This is a genomic window from Blautia sp. MSJ-36 (genome assembly GCF_018917985.1).
Lineage (GTDB): Bacteria > Bacillota > Clostridia > Lachnospirales > Lachnospiraceae > Blautia_A.
On record NZ_JAHLPQ010000009.1, the window covers coordinates 89238 to 107936 of the forward strand.

At 36.3% G+C, this 18699-nt stretch carries 19 protein-coding genes; 1 reads left to right on the top strand and 18 read right to left on the bottom strand.

The genetic code is table 11. From position 1 onward, the window contains the following. Positions 1–273: 273 nt before the first annotated feature. The 4 genes from KQI39_RS08775 to KQI39_RS08790 form a co-directional block, all read right to left on the bottom strand. Positions 274–1197 carry a collagen-like protein gene (locus tag KQI39_RS08775; RefSeq protein WP_216417841.1) on the bottom strand — a complete coding sequence of 308 codons (924 nt, stop codon included), beginning with the start codon at positions 1195–1197 and terminating at the stop codon, positions 274–276. 11 nt (positions 1198–1208) lie between these two features. Next, entirely contained in the window at positions 1209–1613 is a 405-nt protein-coding gene (locus tag KQI39_RS08780; protein WP_216417842.1) for a hypothetical protein, read from the bottom strand. 88 nt (positions 1614–1701) lie between these two features. Then, positions 1702–3507, bottom strand: coding sequence for a hypothetical protein (locus KQI39_RS08785; RefSeq protein ID WP_216417844.1), 1806 nt, complete (start codon positions 3505–3507; stop codon positions 1702–1704). A 126-nt stretch (positions 3508–3633) separates the two neighbouring features. Then, positions 3634–3990, bottom strand: a complete 357-nt coding sequence (locus KQI39_RS08790) for a hypothetical protein (RefSeq protein ID WP_216417846.1) — start codon at positions 3988–3990, stop codon at positions 3634–3636. Positions 3991–4118: 128 nt separating this feature from the next. On the opposite strand from KQI39_RS08790, the gene KQI39_RS08795 reads away from it, so the two are divergent. Further along, positions 4119–4328 carry a helix-turn-helix domain-containing protein gene (locus tag KQI39_RS08795; RefSeq protein ID WP_216417848.1) on the top strand — a complete coding sequence of 70 codons (210 nt, stop codon included), beginning with the start codon at positions 4119–4121 and terminating at the stop codon, positions 4326–4328. 895 nt (positions 4329–5223) lie between these two features. On the opposite strand, the gene KQI39_RS08800 is transcribed toward KQI39_RS08795, so the two are convergent. From KQI39_RS08800 to KQI39_RS08860, 14 genes are all read right to left on the bottom strand, one after another. Continuing rightward, positions 5224–6528, bottom strand: a complete 1305-nt coding sequence (locus tag KQI39_RS08800; protein WP_216417850.1) for a phage portal protein — start codon at positions 6526–6528, stop codon at positions 5224–5226. Between the two features lie 15 nt (positions 6529–6543). After that, the gene (locus KQI39_RS08805) at positions 6544–8127 is read right to left on the bottom strand and encodes a phage terminase large subunit family protein (RefSeq protein WP_216417852.1); all 1584 of its coding nucleotides are present in this window, start codon (positions 8125–8127) and stop codon (positions 6544–6546) included. Positions 8128–8132: 5 nt separating this feature from the next. After that, positions 8133–8576 carry a hypothetical protein gene (locus tag KQI39_RS08810; RefSeq protein ID WP_216417855.1) on the bottom strand — a complete coding sequence of 148 codons (444 nt, stop codon included), beginning with the start codon at positions 8574–8576 and terminating at the stop codon, positions 8133–8135. Between the two features lies 1 nt (position 8577). Then, positions 8578–8724, bottom strand: coding sequence for a hypothetical protein (locus KQI39_RS08815; RefSeq protein ID WP_216417857.1), 147 nt, complete (start codon positions 8722–8724; stop codon positions 8578–8580). Positions 8725–8909: 185 nt separating this feature from the next. Then, positions 8910–10094 (bottom strand): hypothetical protein, encoded by a 1185-nt coding sequence (locus KQI39_RS08820; RefSeq protein WP_216417859.1) that lies wholly within the window; start codon positions 10092–10094, stop codon positions 8910–8912. Positions 10095–10454: 360 nt separating this feature from the next. Further along, positions 10455–10706: a DUF5659 domain-containing protein gene (locus tag KQI39_RS18020; protein WP_442860758.1), complete on the bottom strand. Its 252-nt coding sequence runs from the start codon at positions 10704–10706 to the stop codon at positions 10455–10457. 328 nt (positions 10707–11034) lie between these two features. After that, entirely contained in the window at positions 11035–11937 is a 903-nt protein-coding gene (locus KQI39_RS08825) for a hypothetical protein (RefSeq protein WP_216417861.1), read from the bottom strand. Positions 11938–12062: 125 nt separating this feature from the next. After that, positions 12063–12242 carry a helix-turn-helix domain-containing protein gene (locus KQI39_RS08830; RefSeq protein WP_216417863.1) on the bottom strand — a complete coding sequence of 60 codons (180 nt, stop codon included), beginning with the start codon at positions 12240–12242 and terminating at the stop codon, positions 12063–12065. A gap of 14 nt (positions 12243–12256) precedes the next feature. Next, a complete protein-coding gene (locus tag KQI39_RS08835; protein ID WP_216417865.1) occupies positions 12257–12535 on the bottom strand; it encodes a helix-turn-helix transcriptional regulator in 279 nt (92 codons plus the stop codon). 77 nt (positions 12536–12612) lie between these two features. Continuing rightward, positions 12613–13455 (bottom strand): hypothetical protein, encoded by an 843-nt coding sequence (locus tag KQI39_RS08840; protein WP_216417867.1) that lies wholly within the window; start codon positions 13453–13455, stop codon positions 12613–12615. 11 nt (positions 13456–13466) lie between these two features. Beyond that, positions 13467–13754, bottom strand: coding sequence for a hypothetical protein (locus KQI39_RS08845; protein ID WP_216417869.1), 288 nt, complete (start codon positions 13752–13754; stop codon positions 13467–13469). A 45-nt stretch (positions 13755–13799) separates the two neighbouring features. After that, positions 13800–14291 carry a hypothetical protein gene (locus tag KQI39_RS08850; RefSeq protein ID WP_216417871.1) on the bottom strand — a complete coding sequence of 164 codons (492 nt, stop codon included), beginning with the start codon at positions 14289–14291 and terminating at the stop codon, positions 13800–13802. A 120-nt stretch (positions 14292–14411) separates the two neighbouring features. Beyond that, on the bottom strand, positions 14412–15491 hold the full coding sequence (locus tag KQI39_RS08855) for a hypothetical protein (RefSeq protein WP_216417873.1): 1080 nt from the start codon (positions 15489–15491) through the stop codon (positions 14412–14414). A gap of 2172 nt (positions 15492–17663) precedes the next feature. After that, a complete protein-coding gene (locus tag KQI39_RS08860) occupies positions 17664–18614 on the bottom strand; it encodes a tyrosine-type recombinase/integrase (protein WP_216417875.1) in 951 nt (316 codons plus the stop codon). Between the last annotated feature and the right edge of the window lie 85 nt (positions 18615–18699).

Consider the following 18699-nt stretch of genomic DNA (forward strand, 5'->3'; position numbering starts at 1 on the left):
TTTTTTCTTTTTTTCGTCAGCGAAATCTGACTGATTTTCGCTTATAAAACCGCACAAAAAAAGCGGAACTGCAATTCACAGCTCCGCCTTACAGTCATGCGGAAGATGGGACTTGAACCCACACGAGCGCAATGCTCACAAGATCCTTAGTCTTGCTTTCCACAAAAACAGCATTTTAACCTTTATAAACAACAGTTTCGTTGTATCTTTCAAAAAAACAGCACAAGACTTCTCTTTAATATAATACTATCCTTCAACCGCTCTGTCAATCCCTTAACTACTTTTTGTATACTCAATAATGCAAGTCAACTCACAACCACGCCAACTGTAACCTGCATCGACCATGATGCTGTCATATGATACTGTTGGTCGGATCAGATAATCCCTTAAATTACTAAGTGACGTTGCATTATAAAGATTTGTTCCCGTAAAACCTAAATCACCAATTGCCGACCTCATGCTATATCCTTGTGGAATACAGCGTAAGTCAACCAAATATTTAAAGTTTTCAATGCCATGCTTTACAGATGTAATGTCAGGAGTTCCAGATTTGATGGTTGTTTTGATTTTCATTATGACAACCTTCCTGTAGATTGTTGAGCCATCATACCATGTGCCTATAGGTGTTTCCTCGGTTGAATATACATCACCAGAAGATGAGCCACCACCACCAGCGCCACTAGCACCGTCCTTACCATTTAACACATCAAATGTCTTTGTACCGTTCTTATCAGTAATAGCCACGTTGTGACCGCCTGTGATTTCTGTGACCTCGACAGTAGGAGATACACCATCAATACCATTTATACCGTCTGTACCGTTCACTCCATCCTTGCCATTGATACCATCCTTACCGTCAGCACCTTTAGCACCGTCTTGTCCTGGATCACCTTTATCTCCCTTGTCACCTTTAGCACCACGCACATTTCCCAAGTTAATCTCTGTGCCATCTGTGAGAGTGACAATGAGTTCATAATTTACCAACTTGACCATCTGGATTCCTGTGCCATCCTTACCATTTGTACCTGTACCACCAGCAGGAAGATTATTTACTATAGTGTCAATTTCTTCCTTAGTATAATAATCTGACAGGTCAACATTACCGCCGGATGGAATTTTTTCTTTTAACTTCTCGATTAGATATTGCAGTCCGTCCTCGTCAAGATATTTGTCTTGTGTTCCTTCTGTAAATACCATAATCCACCCCCTTAAAACATATCATCAATTTCTTTTGGTGTGATGGTCTTAGCCCCGTAACGGCTAGGAGTATATTGTGGTTCTCTGGTAAACATCAGTGAGAAGCAACTGTAATCATCATCAGGATCGGGAATAGAAGCAATCTTGTCCTTTACTTGTGCAATACGTTTTTCAATATATTTGTATGCTGCCCCTGTGGTGTTAAACTCTGTCGTGATGGATTGCATGAGGTCAACATCATTTGCAACGGCTTCAAATACATCAAGCACCGTCAGCAGTAGTTGTTTGTACATAGTTTCTTTATTATAGGATTCTGTTGCTGTCAGATTATTTTCCATGAGAAATTGTGTGTACTGGTTGTCTGGAAAATACTCTTGGTTGGACAGTTCCATTTTTAATCTTGTTAATACGTCCATATGTGTCTCCTTTCCTAAATTTGTGCAATAAAATAGACCACTCAGGGTATCGGTGGTGTACCGACCCCTTTAGTGGTCTGTAATAAATTTATAGCAAATATTTCTTTTTTACTTCATCTAATGTTCCACCTAATTGATGTCTTGTATATTTATCAATCAGTTCTGACTGCTTTTTCGAGCATTCTTCTTCGGTTATAAATCCTGCTTCTTTTTTTCTTAACAATTCAGAAGTCACATTTACCAAATAACCATCTTCATCAATATTATGCTCCTCATCTACAAACGGAATATCTTTAGTAGAAGCTATTTTATAATTTTGTAAACTTGAAATTTTAGACTTAATGCTACCTTTTTCATATAAAAGAGATTGTAATTTCTCATTTGCAGATTTACGTTTTTTTGCACCTTCACCAAACAATTTATATTTATTTTGTGTAATAATATTTTGAGTATCTGCTATATCTATTTCAATAGCTTCAAGGTTACTTTTATGCAATCTTATTTCATTCTGATAAGATTCCACCTTTTCTAATTCTCTAATAATTGCATTATGATATTCTTTTACAAAATATTCCTTTAATTCTCCAATACTTGAACCAGAAAGAGCACATCTATTTAATAAATCACTTATTTCTTTTGGTTTTAAAATTTGGGGCATAACTTCTAACTGCCAGAATATAAATAATTTTTCAAAATACTTTGATATATTTTCCTCCAGATTTTCTTTATTACTCTTTAAGTAGGAGTACATTTCCTGAACTACAATTTGATCTGTAATCCCTACCTGAAACCTTTTTAATATATCTTCTGTTTCAGCAAGATATTTCCCCAAAACTTTTTTTCTAATATTATCTTCTGACTCAGCACTCAATAAATTAACGTATTTCATGTCTAAATTAAATCTGTCAATGTCTATTTCTCCACCAAGTATAATATTAGACAGTTGACCCGATAATTCTTGCAAAAGTGGTTCTGTCATTCCAAAATCTATTGCAAATTTTATTACATCCTCACTCAGACAATCTTCATCAACAATTTTTTCATATACTTTTTCATTAAATGGGTCAGCATTAATAGCTTCCAACAAAACTTTCTTTTTATCAGATGCAATGTCCAAATTTTTAATAATTGTATCTGATTTTTCTCTATTTATATTCTCATGTGTATCTTTATCAATTATTCCACATTTTATAAAATCTTCTGTAATCTGTTCAAAGAGTGCATCTGTGATTGACGGCAAAAGACCAAATAATCTTTCAGTATATTGGATAAATTCTTTTCCCCATTCATTATTAAACCATCTCTCTGAACTATTAGAAATACTATCTAATGCACTAGAATACTCTGAATTTGCTCTTTGTGTTGACTTCTTTATTCTATATTCATTTTCAATTCCATATAAAATACTTGCAGACACACTATTGGTAATAATTCCATATTGATTCCCTTGGACTTGACTATATGCATTTACATAAGCATCATCCGCTTGCATTTGATACATATCATTCATATGATCCCACATCAAGCATTTTAAATCATATTCCATATTAGTTAAATTGAGCAGAGAAACAACTCCACTATTACTATGGGAATATTGTGTTTCTTCTTTATCATAAACACCATGATTTACAAGAATTTGTATGTATTTCTTCATATGGTCATCTATATTGTGAACAATTTCATTTAACTGACGATACATATATTCGTAATATTTATGTTCCCCATGATACATATCCATAACACGAGACTTATTTTCTTCATGGAAATCACCGACTACTTTTGCTAATTCTTCACCGTATTCGTCAAATTCTTTTTTCAGTTTTCCGTATTCTAAAACTCTGGAATCAAATGTCAAATTACCGTCTAATATTTTATATGTTATACTGTTGCCCATACCTTTTTTCTCCTTCGTTTATGCCTATTTTTTAACTTAATAATGCAACCAGTATTAGAATAAACAATCCAATACCTAAACAATATCCTAATGTATACATACCCATTCTCCTGCGTTACGTCTCAACTAAAAGTCAAACCCCATATACTCAGCAACCTCAGTCAGCGTATAATAGCGTTCAAAGTTCTGTTTCCAGTCCTCATCGTTTACAATCATATAGCGTCTGTTGCCTAATGGGTCTTTGGCTTCAACCAATCTCAGTCCCTTTTTTTCTTTCATATACCGCCTGAGCAGGAATTTAGAAATAATAGGCACTGAATCCGTTGCATTATCGCCGTCCGGCTCGAAATCAACAATGTCGTCACGTTCCGGCACTGGTAGACCATCAATATCGTATCTGCTGATAGTGTACTCTTTACCATCATCGGCTGTGATGATTCCTGCGCATTTCTGCCTATTGTAACTTGTAACTACTCCACGCATTACTTTCTCCTTCCTAATCGTACCACATTGTTGTTATTTAAAATAATTATAGTCGCAGTACGACTATTTTTCAATAGTCTTGTCACGACTTTCATATAATAAAGACAAATTATTTATGAGGTATGGACATGACATTTGAGAACATTCGTAATTTGCGTGAAGATGCTGATAAGACGCAGACAGAAATTGCTGAATATTTGAACATCAAGCAAACCACCTACTCCAAGTATGAGTTGGGAAAAATCAATGTTCCGATAGAAATGTTAATTAAGATCGCTGATTATTATGACGTATCTCTTGATTATCTCGTTGGACGAAAAAGAAAACATAAGAAGTAAAGGATCGGTTACGGTAAATTTACCAGAACCGATTTTTTTATTGAGCGTTTCCCGTTTTGGAATCGCTGCATCTCAAATTTGAGACTCAGGACAGTTGTTGAAGAAATCTGCGAAAACTGTTCACTAATAGGGTTTACCAATTTTGGTAAAGGCTTTGGACTTGTGGTACTTTTACCGTAAGTCCACTTATCAAGGTCTGGTAATTTTACCATACCTTGTTTTTCAGTCAATCGGGTTTACCAATTTTGGTAAAAGCGATTTGTCCCAATCAACTTCCACCAGAATTGGTGTAACTGATTCTATCCGAATGGGTAATTTTACCACATCGGTTGTCACTTGGTGACAATATTTCAAGGTAAACCAATTTTGGTAAACCTTGATTTTTTGCTGTGGGGTAAAAAGTGATACCATACGCACCATTTTCAAGAGCAGGGGTAACGGCTCGTTATGTCACAAAACTGTACAGAAAACACTCTCTAATTTCATACAAAATCACGAAAATATTCTTTGTATATCTTGCACAATGCTTCTAACAACGGCTGCATCTGGCACTGATCCGATGATTTTCTGACAATTACCCATCCCATACCATCTTTTCAGCCCATATTGTCCTAAAATTATGTATAAGATTAGGAATCTTATGCGGATTCTGGCATGAAATTTTGGTTTCATCTACAAAAAAGTCAAGTTTTGTTATTTCTTGACATTATCCAGTCACATTTTTATTGGAAGTGTAATTACTTTAGTGTAGTAAAGCATTGACGTAAATCATCTATATTTCAATCCCTAGTATATCACTATGAATTAGATAAAATGCTCAATTCTATAGAACCAAATTTTTTGATTGTACTTCACCACACTAAAGCACTAAGTACCTACACCCGCAGTATCATCCTCATTCAATTCCTACTGCATTACTAGGAATTACAACACTTTTCTCATTTTTCAATCTAACCTTCTCAACCTCAGGATCACTCACAAGGTCTACTTTCTCCATGATTGTATCAACTGACACTGCTCCCATTTCCTGTAATGCTTTTAAATTAGAAATCATTTCCGATCCTGCAACTGGCATAGCCACGTTATAAACAACATCAACGTCACATCCAACACTGATACCTTGCATATTCAAAATCTTCTGGAACGTTTTAAATCTTTGCTTAAATCCAGTGTTCAGCCACTTCTTACATTCATTAGCATTGACCTCAGCCATAGCGAATAAGATTTTCATGGCTACTTCTGAGATATTAGCAATCGAAGTAGAACTACCTAAAACTGACGGAATGCAAGCAATATCATTCAACATCTGTTTGAGATTATCAAGTAAGAGTTTAATAGAATTGTAGTCCATATTACAAGAAGCATACTTGAAATCTCCATTGTCAAGATTAAGCACATATCCTGTAGCATCAGCAGGAATTGAAGATTCAATATATTGTCCCGTAGCAATTGGTAGCACATTCATGGTGTTTGTATAGATACTGTCGGAGAACTTACTTAATAAATCCTCTAATTCGTCCATAATGGGCTTAATATCCGTAAGCATTGACTCGCCAAAATTATAATCTTTATCAGAGAAATTATGGTAATGGATAGGCAGTCCAATACTCATGGTGGTACTCACTAAATGCTCATCCCCACCGTCATTTGACCAACACTCTACATATGTAGGATAGTAAACATTCCAGTAAGCAACATGAGTATAAACATCTGTCCAATGTTCAATAAATGCAACATATTCCCCTTTATCATCGTAAACAGGATAGCAGCAAGCACTGTCCAGCACCTTAGATTTAATCACACTGTCCTCGACATAAATAACCTCATAAGAATCACCAAATTTATTGACTCTATCAATAATCTGATAGTCAACTGTCTCGTATTGACCTAATTTGTAAATATCATTAAATGTCTTTAGTGTTTCACTGTCCTGACAGGATAAACTGACAGGATTTCCAAGCAGAAATGTGTCATGGAATCGAATCACTGTTTTAGCGTAATTCAGTATCGTTTTTCTTGTAATGTACTTCTTACCTTTATAATAAGAGTCCTCACGATTTAATACCTTGTGTCGTCCCGCAAGATAGTCACGATTAGCAACAACATCAGCGATTCTTGCAGCATGATTGTGTTGGTTGACTTCCTCCATGAACCACTTCGGATTATTTCCGTATTGTTTTTGTATATAATCTGAAATCATCTTAACTCCTTTCTTCTAAAATGGATACCAAAAGCCGTTCTTCATGCCTTGAATGCACAGCCAGAATCCTGATACCAAGTCATCATGTGACCCAATTACGGCGTTAAAAGCACCGTTGTCCTGAGCCACAAACGTTTTCATTTCTTCTAATAAATTATTACTCTTGATAGCAATAAGACCTTTCTCGAACCACTCACGGGCATCATTAACCGCAATGCTTTTTGTCTTATTATTGGTGCTAAATCCAACCTGCCAAACAGTGCGATTATATTCGTCATACGTCTTATATTTTGTCATGTTCATATAATGCTTGTCATATCTGAGTCTTTCAATTACTGAGTGACCACCACTTGCTTTTTCAACTGTCAGCAGAGCCTTGTTGTACCATCTGCCGACTGCATCACAAACATCGGCAAAAATGTATGGTTTTATCTTATTGTTTCTAAATTCCAGTACCTGTTTACCATCAGCATTCACCATAAATATAGTAGAATAGTCATGTTTTCCACCAAGTCCCTCAGATACATCAATTCCTGCGTAATATTTAACTCCATACTTCGGAACATCCCATATAAGCAAGGATTTATTCTGCACATAGGGTCTTAATAACTGTGGTAATCCCACAATCTTATCAAGTGACAGCGGTTTGATTTTCTTCTCCGTAAGTGCCTGCTGAATCCTTATAACACGACTGTTGTCAAAGACACTACTTCCCGTTACAATACAAGATTCCTCAAATGTTGATGGAAATTCCTCGTGAAAAGCATCCAGAGAAGATTCTGCAATCTTTCCCCTGCGCCATACGGCTTGATCTGGTGTCATGCCTAATTTTGCTAGATATTTTTCCTCGTCATCGTATTCATCCTCAGTGAGCATCTTTCCACCATGCCTTGCCTTATAATACTTAACAGATTGCTTATACTGATTCTCAAATAACGCACGACCATTGATGAAATTAAAAAAGAACGACTTGAAATCGTTCTCATTGTTTACTGCCTGCATATATAACTCTGTAAATTTATTAAATCCTTTTGTAGTGGACTCAATAATAATTTGCGCTGATTCTGTGCTTGCTTGCATAAGAGATTGTAACTGTCCGTCTTGATTCTTCCACAGCGCATATTCACTCATATGTAAAATTCCGTTTATTGTGTCACCACGGCACAAGTCCTTATTACCTGCTGTCTGGCAAGAGATTCTACTGCCATTTGTGAAGGTTAATTCTTGCCTGTTATTAGTCAACAAATCAGGACGCAACCAATCGGGAAGAGAGTAGAATTGTTGCTTTAATTTAGCAAATACTTTGTTTGTAGACTCCTGAGAGTGAGAGATAAGCACACAAGTTGTGTTGTCCTGCACGATGCACTTTCTGATACTCAATGCGGCACAAACAACTGATAACCCCAACTGCCTTGATTTAGAAATGATATTCTTGTGTTCCAGTCCAGAGACAAATGCTCTTTGCTCATCAGTCAGGATGAACGGAACAATTTTTCCCTCTTTATCTGCAATTTTCAAAAAAGTTTCAATCCATTCAATCTTATTCTCGTCAGCCCACAACCATCTTAATTTTTCCATATTTTGTCTTGAGAGTGCCATTACAATCACCCCCTAGTTTTCTTTAATTTTGGAATATTTACTGTATTAAGGAAGTCATTGATTTCATCCTGTTCATCCTCGAAGAACTTACTTGCATGGAAGTCTTGTATATACTTAGCCGCCTGTACATCACCAGAAAGAGCCTTATCAAGCATCTTCTGATAAATCTTCATGGTGTTGACTGTCTGCATATGTTTCATGTAAATCTTAATGGCTGCTTGTGCGTCCTCACGAACCAACCAGTTCTCTTTGCAGAATTTTTCTGTTCTATTTTCACCAGATTTATTTTGGAAATGATTATCGCATTTGCATAAGTCATCCCATGATTGCCTTTCATCTGGTGGAGTAAGATACCACTCCACATACTTCCCGACATAGTAAGGACAAACTTTTGTCATTTTGGCGATTAATGTTGTAGGATTTGGATTTTCTGATTTATATGCTGGCATTTTATCTCACTCCTTTCAAGATTTCTAATGATTTATTACACGTTTCTGTCATCTTATCGAGATAGTCCCGCATTTGAAGCATCAACTCGAAACTCCTTTTCTTCATTTCAAATTTTTCATTTTCCCATTTAATTTCTTGTTCTGTCATTTTTTTGCTCCTTTTTTATGTATAAAAATAACGGAAGTCTTATAAAAAAGACCTCCGTCCTATCTATAGAAGTAAACTAAATATTACTTCCGTTCGTTTCTGTTTCTAAACCGAAGCTATCGGTCAATTTAGCGTTCTAAACCGACAGCATTTATATTTTGGGTGCGGTTCCAGCAGAACCCCCGTTAAAATCCCATTACATCTGGAAGTCCCCAATTCTCAGTCCATAGTTCTGGTTTACCGTTCTCATCCAGTACAACCAGATCATAATCTGCATTTTCATTCACAAGACCATCCAACAGACCATTTTTAAACAGCAGATGTTCCGTAACAACCATATCCTGCATATCCTCAAAAGTATCATATTTTCTGTTGCGTTTGTCTTGGAAAAATGATTTTCGGCTCTTATTCACAACAATATGACATATCTTTTTCGCAAGATTCCATACTTCATTATCTGTAAGTGTGAGTTTTTCCATATCGTTAATACTCACTGCTCTGTAATAAGAAATAAGTGGTCTATCCTCATCTATGTACTGAATACTAAAACTAAATTGATATGTTTCTTCAATCACACCATTTAAGTCTCTGATAGCATCCTCATGTTTCATCAGTTCAGCACATTTTTCTCTGTCAAATTGTTCCCGTAATGCTTTTGACGCATATATCTTCCTCAGTAACTGTCGTCCTTTCATCTTAGAGGACAAATTGTGTTTTTCATTAAATTCTTCACAAATTTTTCTTTCAACCTCAATGACTTCATCATTAATATAATCAGAAAAAATATTACCAAGAATACGATCATCTGACTTTGCCATCTTGTAGTAAAAGATATATCCATCCTCATATTCAGCAAGATTCTTTTTGCCTAATGCCGTAATCGCATTTAAAGTGATTTCTTTTAAAACTTTTTTGATGGTAGCGGAATAAGCCTTGAATAAATTTGGATTATAGATATAATTTCTTTGGCAATAATTCAAAAGTTCATCATCTTCGGCATATCCTTTTTCGTAGCAACTTTTTCTCATAAATTTCATGACATTGCAAAACAAATTTGTCATCGTAAATGGTTGTTCATGCAACCTCTCATCAGAGAATATTACTCTAAGGTACTCCATCATAGGTGAAATATTTTTATCATTATGACATCCACCATTATTTTTTACCGATGGTTTTTGTAACTCCCGAAGCATTTCTGTAAAAATATATGATTTCTTGGGTTTATGTGTTTTCTTATTTTCTGGGTGGAAAAACTTATAAGCAGATTCTATCTCTCTGATTTGTGCTTTCTTTGAATTTCCATCTGAAACTTTCCATTTTAATTCCTCACAAATTTCTTTGTAAGTGTATTCCTTGTTTAATTCTAGCATTTTTTATGACTCCTTTTTTGTACAATTGGATTCGGGCATACAGATTGATGCAAAGTGCATTCGCTCATTCGCTTGCGCTCATTCTCTCACACACTTTGTGAAGGAAATCTCACTTTTTTCTTTCACTTGTGCTTTCATTTACCTGTACCTTCGTTCTTTTTCCATTTTTTGACAGTTGAAACGTACTTTAGTGTTCTTTAATCTGTATTTCTCAACTGTCCAGTTTTGGAAATGTTCATGTGAATCACAAGACATTTGATCTGTGCAGCATTAGCGGAACAGTCAAATGGATTGCATCAATCTGTAAGCACCTATTTATTTTTTCTCTTTTTTGTTGGGAAATTTTTCAGCAGAAATGAATTAGATAAAATCATTAATTCTATCATCGTACTTAAATACGAAAACTGATTGTTTCTTTGTAGGATCATCATGATGTGGCTTGATGTCAATAATCTGAAATCCATTCTTTAGTAGTTCTCGTGCCTTACTTGCTGAAAAAATTACAATTGTTTTTCTCATTTTTTTGATTCCTTTCCTATGTAAATTTATTTCAAGTCCGAAAGTTTCGGATTTGCTTTTCTCACTCCACAATTTCACGGTCGAAATAACCATTAGATAAGTCGAAAAGATGACCGTGAGATAGAGCCGGATTTACGGTTTATCCCCTGTTTTCTTGTAAGAATTTCGGTTGTATTCACGGCGTGAGCGAAAAGTTTTCGTTGACAACGGGAATGACGAAACATGACACCCTAGATTTAATCTAGGCTTGCAAAAATTTCACTATCATTTGGTCGTGTGAGTTCATCCACATCCTGCACAATACATTCATCATTTGCAAAGATAAATACTGTCTTAATCTTATTTCTCCTGTCTGGCATGACCTTCACGATCCTGTGACCTCGCCGGAGTAGTTCATTTGCAATTTTGCCGGAGTAAATTATTATGCTACTTGTTTCTGTATATCGCATTTTTCCTCAATCCTTTCTGAATAATTTACTGTGTATTTATTGGTTAAAGCATACGAAAATACATCATCAGAAAACTTGCTTATACTTCTGGTAGAATCATCAATACTTCTCATACAATCTCTGTAAATTGCTTTCTTTTTGAATCCATCTGTAGGTAATTCAACCACAATATCTGTGTCCCATCCCAGTACATCATTAACTCTTTCTATATCTATATCTGTACTGAGATAACCATTTTTCAATGTGATTTTTCCATAGCCTTTATGGATGTTATATTTTTTCTGAATTTCCTTAAATTCATCTTTAGTATGACGCTTTTCACACTCATAAAACTCTGGTAGGTCAAGTACATCTACCAGCCAATGTTTATGAATCCATACATATTTTTCTTCTGTATAAAATCCTTGGAATGAGCCATCAATTGCTATAAGCAACATCATTAATTCATCTGACAGTTTCTCTTTTGGCAGGTCATATAAAGACCATAAAAGCAGGACAGTAGAGAGGTTATATTTTCTGTAATATTTATCTCTGGAAATTCCTGCAATCCTGTTAAGGTTAATACTTTCTGGATTACTTGTGCCATTCCATTTGAATTGAGTCAGATGATTGTCAAAACATTTTCCATTTGTAAGTGCTAAATCAACGCCAATTGCTTCATGTGTGGCGTTCTTGGTTATACCATGTGCATCAAAATTTTGATTCTTGTCATACTTAAAAATCATCACCTGCTCAACGTCCCATCCTTTTACCTGTTTGAGGATGGAGCAGGATAGAAGTGAGTCCAAATCATCAGTGAGAATTAATCCGTATTCATCTGATCCGTCAATCCATTTATTTCCTTGTAATAATAATTTTCTGTAATTCGCTTTCATTCTTGTCACCATATGGGTGAAATAAATCACTCATACGGCAAACAAAAATAAAGGCGAAATAGTTGCATTTAAGCAATTTATTTCACCTTACCTTTCTACCGTTATTTGGTTAATTTTTGCATTTATTATAAGTTTTCATAGTGGCTTATAAATTTATTGAGTTGTTCCATCAGATGTGGCAGTAACTCAATCTGACCTTTTTCAAACCTACAAATGGTGCTTTTATGACATTTGCAAAAATCTGCGACCATCTGCTGCGTATATTCTTTATTTCTTCGCCACTTTCTAAACTCAGCACCATTCATATCTGATACTTCCTTTATGCCTTATTTTTTGTTGTCCGTCTCTTGGATGGACTTTTTGAACCCGTACTTTTCGGTACAGGTTGAGATTCCTGCGTTGATTTTTCTCTTTTTAGCGGCTCACCAATGCCATAAATGCAATTGAGCCACGCTTCGTAAACTTCCTGCGAAGGATTATATTCATTGCGCTCAACTCCCTTAACGAAGCGCAGGTTGACATCACACCAATCCGCAACTTGTTTTTGCGTTTTCCCGTGCATATATCGCAGGAATTTAAGTTTTCCTCCGTCTAGCATTTTGCTTGCTCCTTTCCTGTAGGGAGACACAAATTTGCGTCCCCCTTATCTATGCCCCAAAACAGGGGAGCCCTCTATCAGCCGATTACGTTCTTTGCGTATACAACGGCGGTATCGTCAGTCAGTGCCATTGCATAAAAATCAGATGTAAAGATGGTGCTAAGTCGTTTAGAAGCGTCCCTTGCAACCTCTGTGAATGGAGATTCTTTTGGAAGTAAGGACAGAGCATTTTTCTTCATCATGAGGATGAAACCTTCCTGAGAAGTTGTGTCATAAAGTCTATCGCTCAGCACAATGGGAATATCTAAAAAGTAGCCGATAACACCATTTACTGCGATACCATTGCCATCTTTTGTCATAGTTTTTTCACGACTTACAAACATATCCATAGCATAGAAACTTGGTGCAAATGCACTATGAATTACAATGGCATCAAAATCTGCGGAGTCTCTATCATCCCCGTAAAGACCAAGCATTGCAATAAGTTCATCCTGTGTTACAGTGTTCTTTGCTGCAAGTTTCTTCTTTAATGGAGAAGTAAGACAAGCATCAATCGCATCTGTGTCCATCTTTCTGGCGATAGAAACGGCTTGCTGAGAAGCGGCTTCATTAATTTGCTGACCCATCGCAACCGCATCATCGTAATCATAAATATTTACGCCTGGTGCTGCGATTGCTTTAATTGTTGCGGATGTAGTTGTTTGTTCCAGTTCTCCGGCTGTCATAGCAGTACCGATTGTCCAATCGGAAGCATCGCCCACATATTTATAAGCAGGGAATTTAACTGTTTCTCCGGCTTGACCCATGAGATTACCTTTTGTCACGGCGAACTGTGCCACCTTGCATTTTCCTGTAATTTTTTCTCTTACTAAAGCAGAATAAACCTCTGGAACGATTAATTTTGTGTTAATTGTACTCATATTCATTTACCTCAATCTTTCTTAATAGTTGATTGTTTAATTTCAGTTACATCGTGTTTGATAGTTTCTAAGTCAGATTTGTATGTGTTCAAGACATCTACAAAATCTGAATTTGTCTTTGTTAATTGTTCATTAAGCACATTGGCTTTTCCTAAAAATTCATATAGTTTTTCTTCTCGGTTCTGGTTCTGATCCTGTTGTTGATTCCAAATCTTCCAGATAAACCAAGCCAGAAAAATTACACAAGCAATAGGAAATCCAAATGTGCTAATGGCTTGTTGGATTCCATTTAAGTCCATGTTTCAGTCCTTTCTGCATAAAAAAAGAACTGAATAAATCAGTCCTTAGTTACTAAGTGCCTTATACAATTCATTATTTTCTTGAAAAAGTTTTGCCCTTTCTGCGTAGGACATTTTCTTAAAATCTTCCTTTGTGAGTCCTCTGTTTGTCTGATGGTTGGAAGGCTTGTTACTCCCGTTGAGAAAGTAGTTGCCTAATGATGCACCTACCTTATCAATAGCTCCATCAATGTCCTCACCTACGTTTAGATACTGTGCCAGTGTCTCCGGCAGTCCTTTCGCTTTTAACTTAGAAGCAATCTGCATTGATCGTTCCTTGTCGGCAATTTCTTTTTCCTTGGCTTCAAGAGCAGATAATCTTGCTTCGAGAGCCTTTTCAGAATCAGATTTTTCAGCAGGTTTGTACTTGGCAAGTTCCTCACTTGCAGTCCTCAGGCGAGTACTGTAGTCGGTGCGAACCTTGTCTGTTTCACTCTGGATGAGTTTGTTTACCTGTTCCATCTGTTCTGGTGTTAATCCTTCAATTTTTAGTTCCATTTTGTAATCCTTTCCTTGTTGCGGCTAGACTCCCTACCCCTAAGTTTAACTTAGCCCTAGTTAGTATCACCGTCCCAATGTGATTTTTATTTTAAGCATTCCCCAATCTGGGAACGCTCATTATCCTGTGATAGTAATAATCTGTTCAGCAAGTATTGTTCCATTTGAATCTAATACTTGCAGCGTAAATATTTTATCAATTGCTTTTCCGTCTGAGCATTCTAATTTTATTTTATTACCTGTAATTGTTTGGGTCACCGTAAAATTTGATATAACATTCCAACTAAAATCTGTTTTCTCTACAGTTGTACCAGTATAATCTGTGAAAGTAACAGTCCATGTTTTTGCTCTGCCGTAACGGAGAGTGTCACCGCCTGTAATTGTAACGTTCACCTTATTCGGATCAGGTGCGTCACCTGTCAGAGTAAATTCTGTGATGCACTCCACATCTTTCTCGATCCACGTTGCTGTGATGGTAACTGTTCCTGCTTGTCGGAAAATGAGCATACCTGTGTCAGATACAGTTGCAATGTCTGGCGCAGATGTTACATATGTCAGTATCGGATCATTAACGACATTACCATTTGTCTTGGCTTCATATGTCAACTGATATGCTCCTGTAGATGTATCAAGTTCTGTCAAGCCCGTATAGGTTAATGTATTTGTCTCTTTGGCTGTGCGTTTTAAATAATAGTAAATCAATCCACCCCGAATAAATGAGTTCTTGATCTCATAGGTGCCACCAAAAACATTATAAGTTCCTGCCATGTCTTTAGTTGCTTCTGTAAGCCCCGTATAAGCGATTATAGAGCCATCAATGATGCTAATGGTGGAATTTTCAGATACGTCATAAACTTCGCTTGAAAGCACAAATGGGACGCTCACAAGGGTATTATTGTACTTGACCTTGAATATCTCATCACAGCGGATTGCTAATGAAGTATAGTAAACGCTGTTCTCATCAGAGTCCTGTGACACAACCAAATATTTTCCTTTATTATATAAAGAGAAAATCGTGCCAATTTTGATGTTTGTTGTGCAAGGGTAAAATAGTCTCACCTTACCTTGCGGAGTGGTGCTACGGTCGTTCTTTCTAAAGAATACATTGTAAATTTCAGATGTATAGTAGTTTGTTATCTCAATCTTTTCGTGGTTGAGTGTTCTGTTAAATAATCGCTTGGTTGTGTTAGTGCTGTTCAATCTATCACCGTCCTTTCTGCGAAACAAAGTTGCATAAAAAAATGTTGCTCTCCATATTGCTACAAATGAAGTCCCGAAAACCGCATAAATACGTTGCCCGAATCCCGAAAACCCTTGTGGTTATTGGATTTTTCAATCGGTCTGAATTTTGTATTTTCGGCTGTTTTTCTCCATATTAGACCCATTGTCAGAATCTCTGAAAGCCTTAATCATACCAACTTTTTGACAATTCTTAACATAGTTACTAAGTAAAAATATCGTTCTCCATATAGCCACAAATGAAAAAATATTTTCGCCCATGCGCAATGGGTGTTCCTGATTTGGAGATAATTTTTTCGTCCATGTATAATGGGCGTTTTTGGTCTGTCCACGCATCCTCTCCATAGCAACTTAAATTTCGCTCTAAATTTAGGGCGAAATCACCCATTTATTTGCGAATTTACCTGTTTTTTTGTAATTTTAAAACTTCCCTCTCCATATATAAACATTTCAAAAAAAATTTTCTCCCATTATTTATGGGTGTTTTTGATTTAAAGTTAATTTTCCATACATTGATTTTCAACCATGGATGATGGGCGTTTTCCTCAATTTTTCAACTGGTGGGACATAGCGTTACATTTTAGCAGCCCTCCATAGTAACTTAAAAAACGCCCTAGATTTAAGGGCGAAATGACTCATTTTTGCATGAATTTGTCTCCATTTTTGCAAATCCTCTCCATAGTAACTTAAATTTCAACACTCATATGAGAGTTAAAATCTCTCGTTTTTGCATGAATTAACTCGTTTTTTTGTAAATCGCTCTCCATATATAAACATTTCAAGTCCGGGAAACCGCATAACTTCGTTGACATGATCCGAATTTCGCCCATAGTGCATGGTTGAAATTTGCTGCATCGACATTACACATTTTGCTCGTCCCCCTTAGTCCGTTTTCTCTATTTTTAAGATGTTGTAATAAAAGTCCGAAAACCCTTGATTTTATTGAGTTTTTGACATATTTTACAAAAATATATGGTAGACCATCTCATATTTTTATGCAATGTTAGTTTGAACCAGATACCTGAATCAGGTATGAGGTACTTTCTCCTCATAAGGTTGGATTAACAAAAGTCCGAAAACCCTTGTAAAATATAACTATTTCGACTATGAAATTTGCTAGGTATGTACAAAAAACGGTCATTTTTCAATACTTTTTTCTTTCTCCTCATAAGGGGATATTTCGTCATGTTCGGAAACTCAATGATACCAAGGCTTTCAAGGTTATCAAAGTAATTAAGTCTATGCAAAAAACGGTCATTTTTAACAGTTTTTCGTATATATCTATTACATAATAAGAAAATTGGTAATAGTGCCTGAACCCCCTGCAAATACTGGGTTTGCGGACATTTAAAAAAGTCTAGTGTAACGGATGACAGTTTTACTTCCCTTCCGTATACATCTACACAATAAGAAAATCGGACATCCCCTCTGAAACCCTTATGAATACAGCATATTCTGGCTGTTAAAAAAGTGGTTGACTTTGCAACGCCGTAGGCGCATCATCCGTCAAGGAGTAGGAAACATTCGTATCAGAGGACAGAGTTTTCCTGTGTGCTAAAAAGAAACTCTGTCCCTGCTTAATCCGCCTTATCGTGAGGTTTCCTCTTCTGTAGAGCAGTGTAACAATCTATGAGTGCATTTCTGCATTGGCTTTTCATGGTGGTCTGCCATGCCCTCACCACACACCGTTTCCAATGTTTGCCAATTTCCGCAGTGTTGAAACTGCCATGGTTCATGTGTTCCCTAAGTACGTCTAGGCTCACAATTAGCCCCCGTATGCTTCTTAACCAATGTACAAACCATCCGTACCAATAGGCGGTCTGGTTAGGCTTATTGAGGTCTTGCACACGCTTTAACCCCTGTGGTAGGGACTCAGTGATAGACGCACCGAGTCCACCCCGACAATTTACTGTTTATGCTTGCCGAAACAATGTTCTATTTATACAGATGTAACATTAGATTCCTGTCCAATTCTTTAAAAAAGGGTGACTTTAATAGACCAAGCATATATTTATACTTGACAGATGAGTTCAGTTCCTCTAAGATAGAATTGAATATCACATATTTAATTATGCTTCGGTCGTACTGGTAATACGCCGGAGATAGGCAGTCACGTTTGCGGCGTGGCTGCTTTTACTTTTTCATGGTAATTTTTTCTTTCTTTTCGTTGGCTCTCAGGTTATCCAGAGGATTGAAACGCTCAAAGTCCATCTGTAAATCCTGTCCAAACATATTGACATATTCTCTTGTTACTGACAGATCACTGTGACCCAGAATCTTTTGCAGACGGAACACATCACCACCGTTTAAAATCCAATGCTTTGCGAATGTATGACGAAACGCATGGCATGAGGTCTTGATTACTCCACGCCTATGATTGTAATTTGCTACATTGTCTTGAAATGTGCGAGTAGCCGCCTTTTCGCCACAAGCACCACAAAACAGGTAATCGTCTGGATTGCCGCCACGCACATCAATATATTCAACAAGGATTTCAGAGAGAGTATGGGACAATGGAATTAATTGTTGTTTACGGTTTTTTGTCTTAGCAAGCCGAATTACACCATTTTCCAAATCAACATCCTGAATCTTGACATTTAAAGCCGTAGAAATTCTATTCCCTGTTGCAAGCAGATAGTTCTCAAATACCCAAGTTTTGTATTCTGTGAAGTTACAGTAAGCCAAATTTGGTTTCTTTAATAAAAGTTCTAACTCCGAATCCGAGTAAGTTTCTTTAATTTTCTTCTCTGCCTTAATGAGTTGAATTTTAAATTCTGGCATCATCTTCATACTCATGCAGTAGTAGAGAAACGCTCTGAGACTTCTCAGATGGGAATTAATAGTTACATCCTGCCAATTATACGAATCTCTGAGAAAAAGGATATAATCATCTACTATCTGAGGTTTTATGTTGCGAATTGGTTGAGATTCATGTGCAAATTTAGCAAAAATCTTAAAATGGTCGTTGTAAGTTTTAATTGTAGTTTCGGATAAATTTTTGACAGCACATTTCTTCAAAAATTGTTCATGTGCCTCTTGAATTGATAGATTGCTCTGACTAGACATCTGGATTCTTTTACGCATCTTTTATTCCTCCTAATCGCCAAAAATTGCATAAGATTTTGTACTACATCAGAGAAATTTGTGCTGATTTTTTCCAGATTTTTTT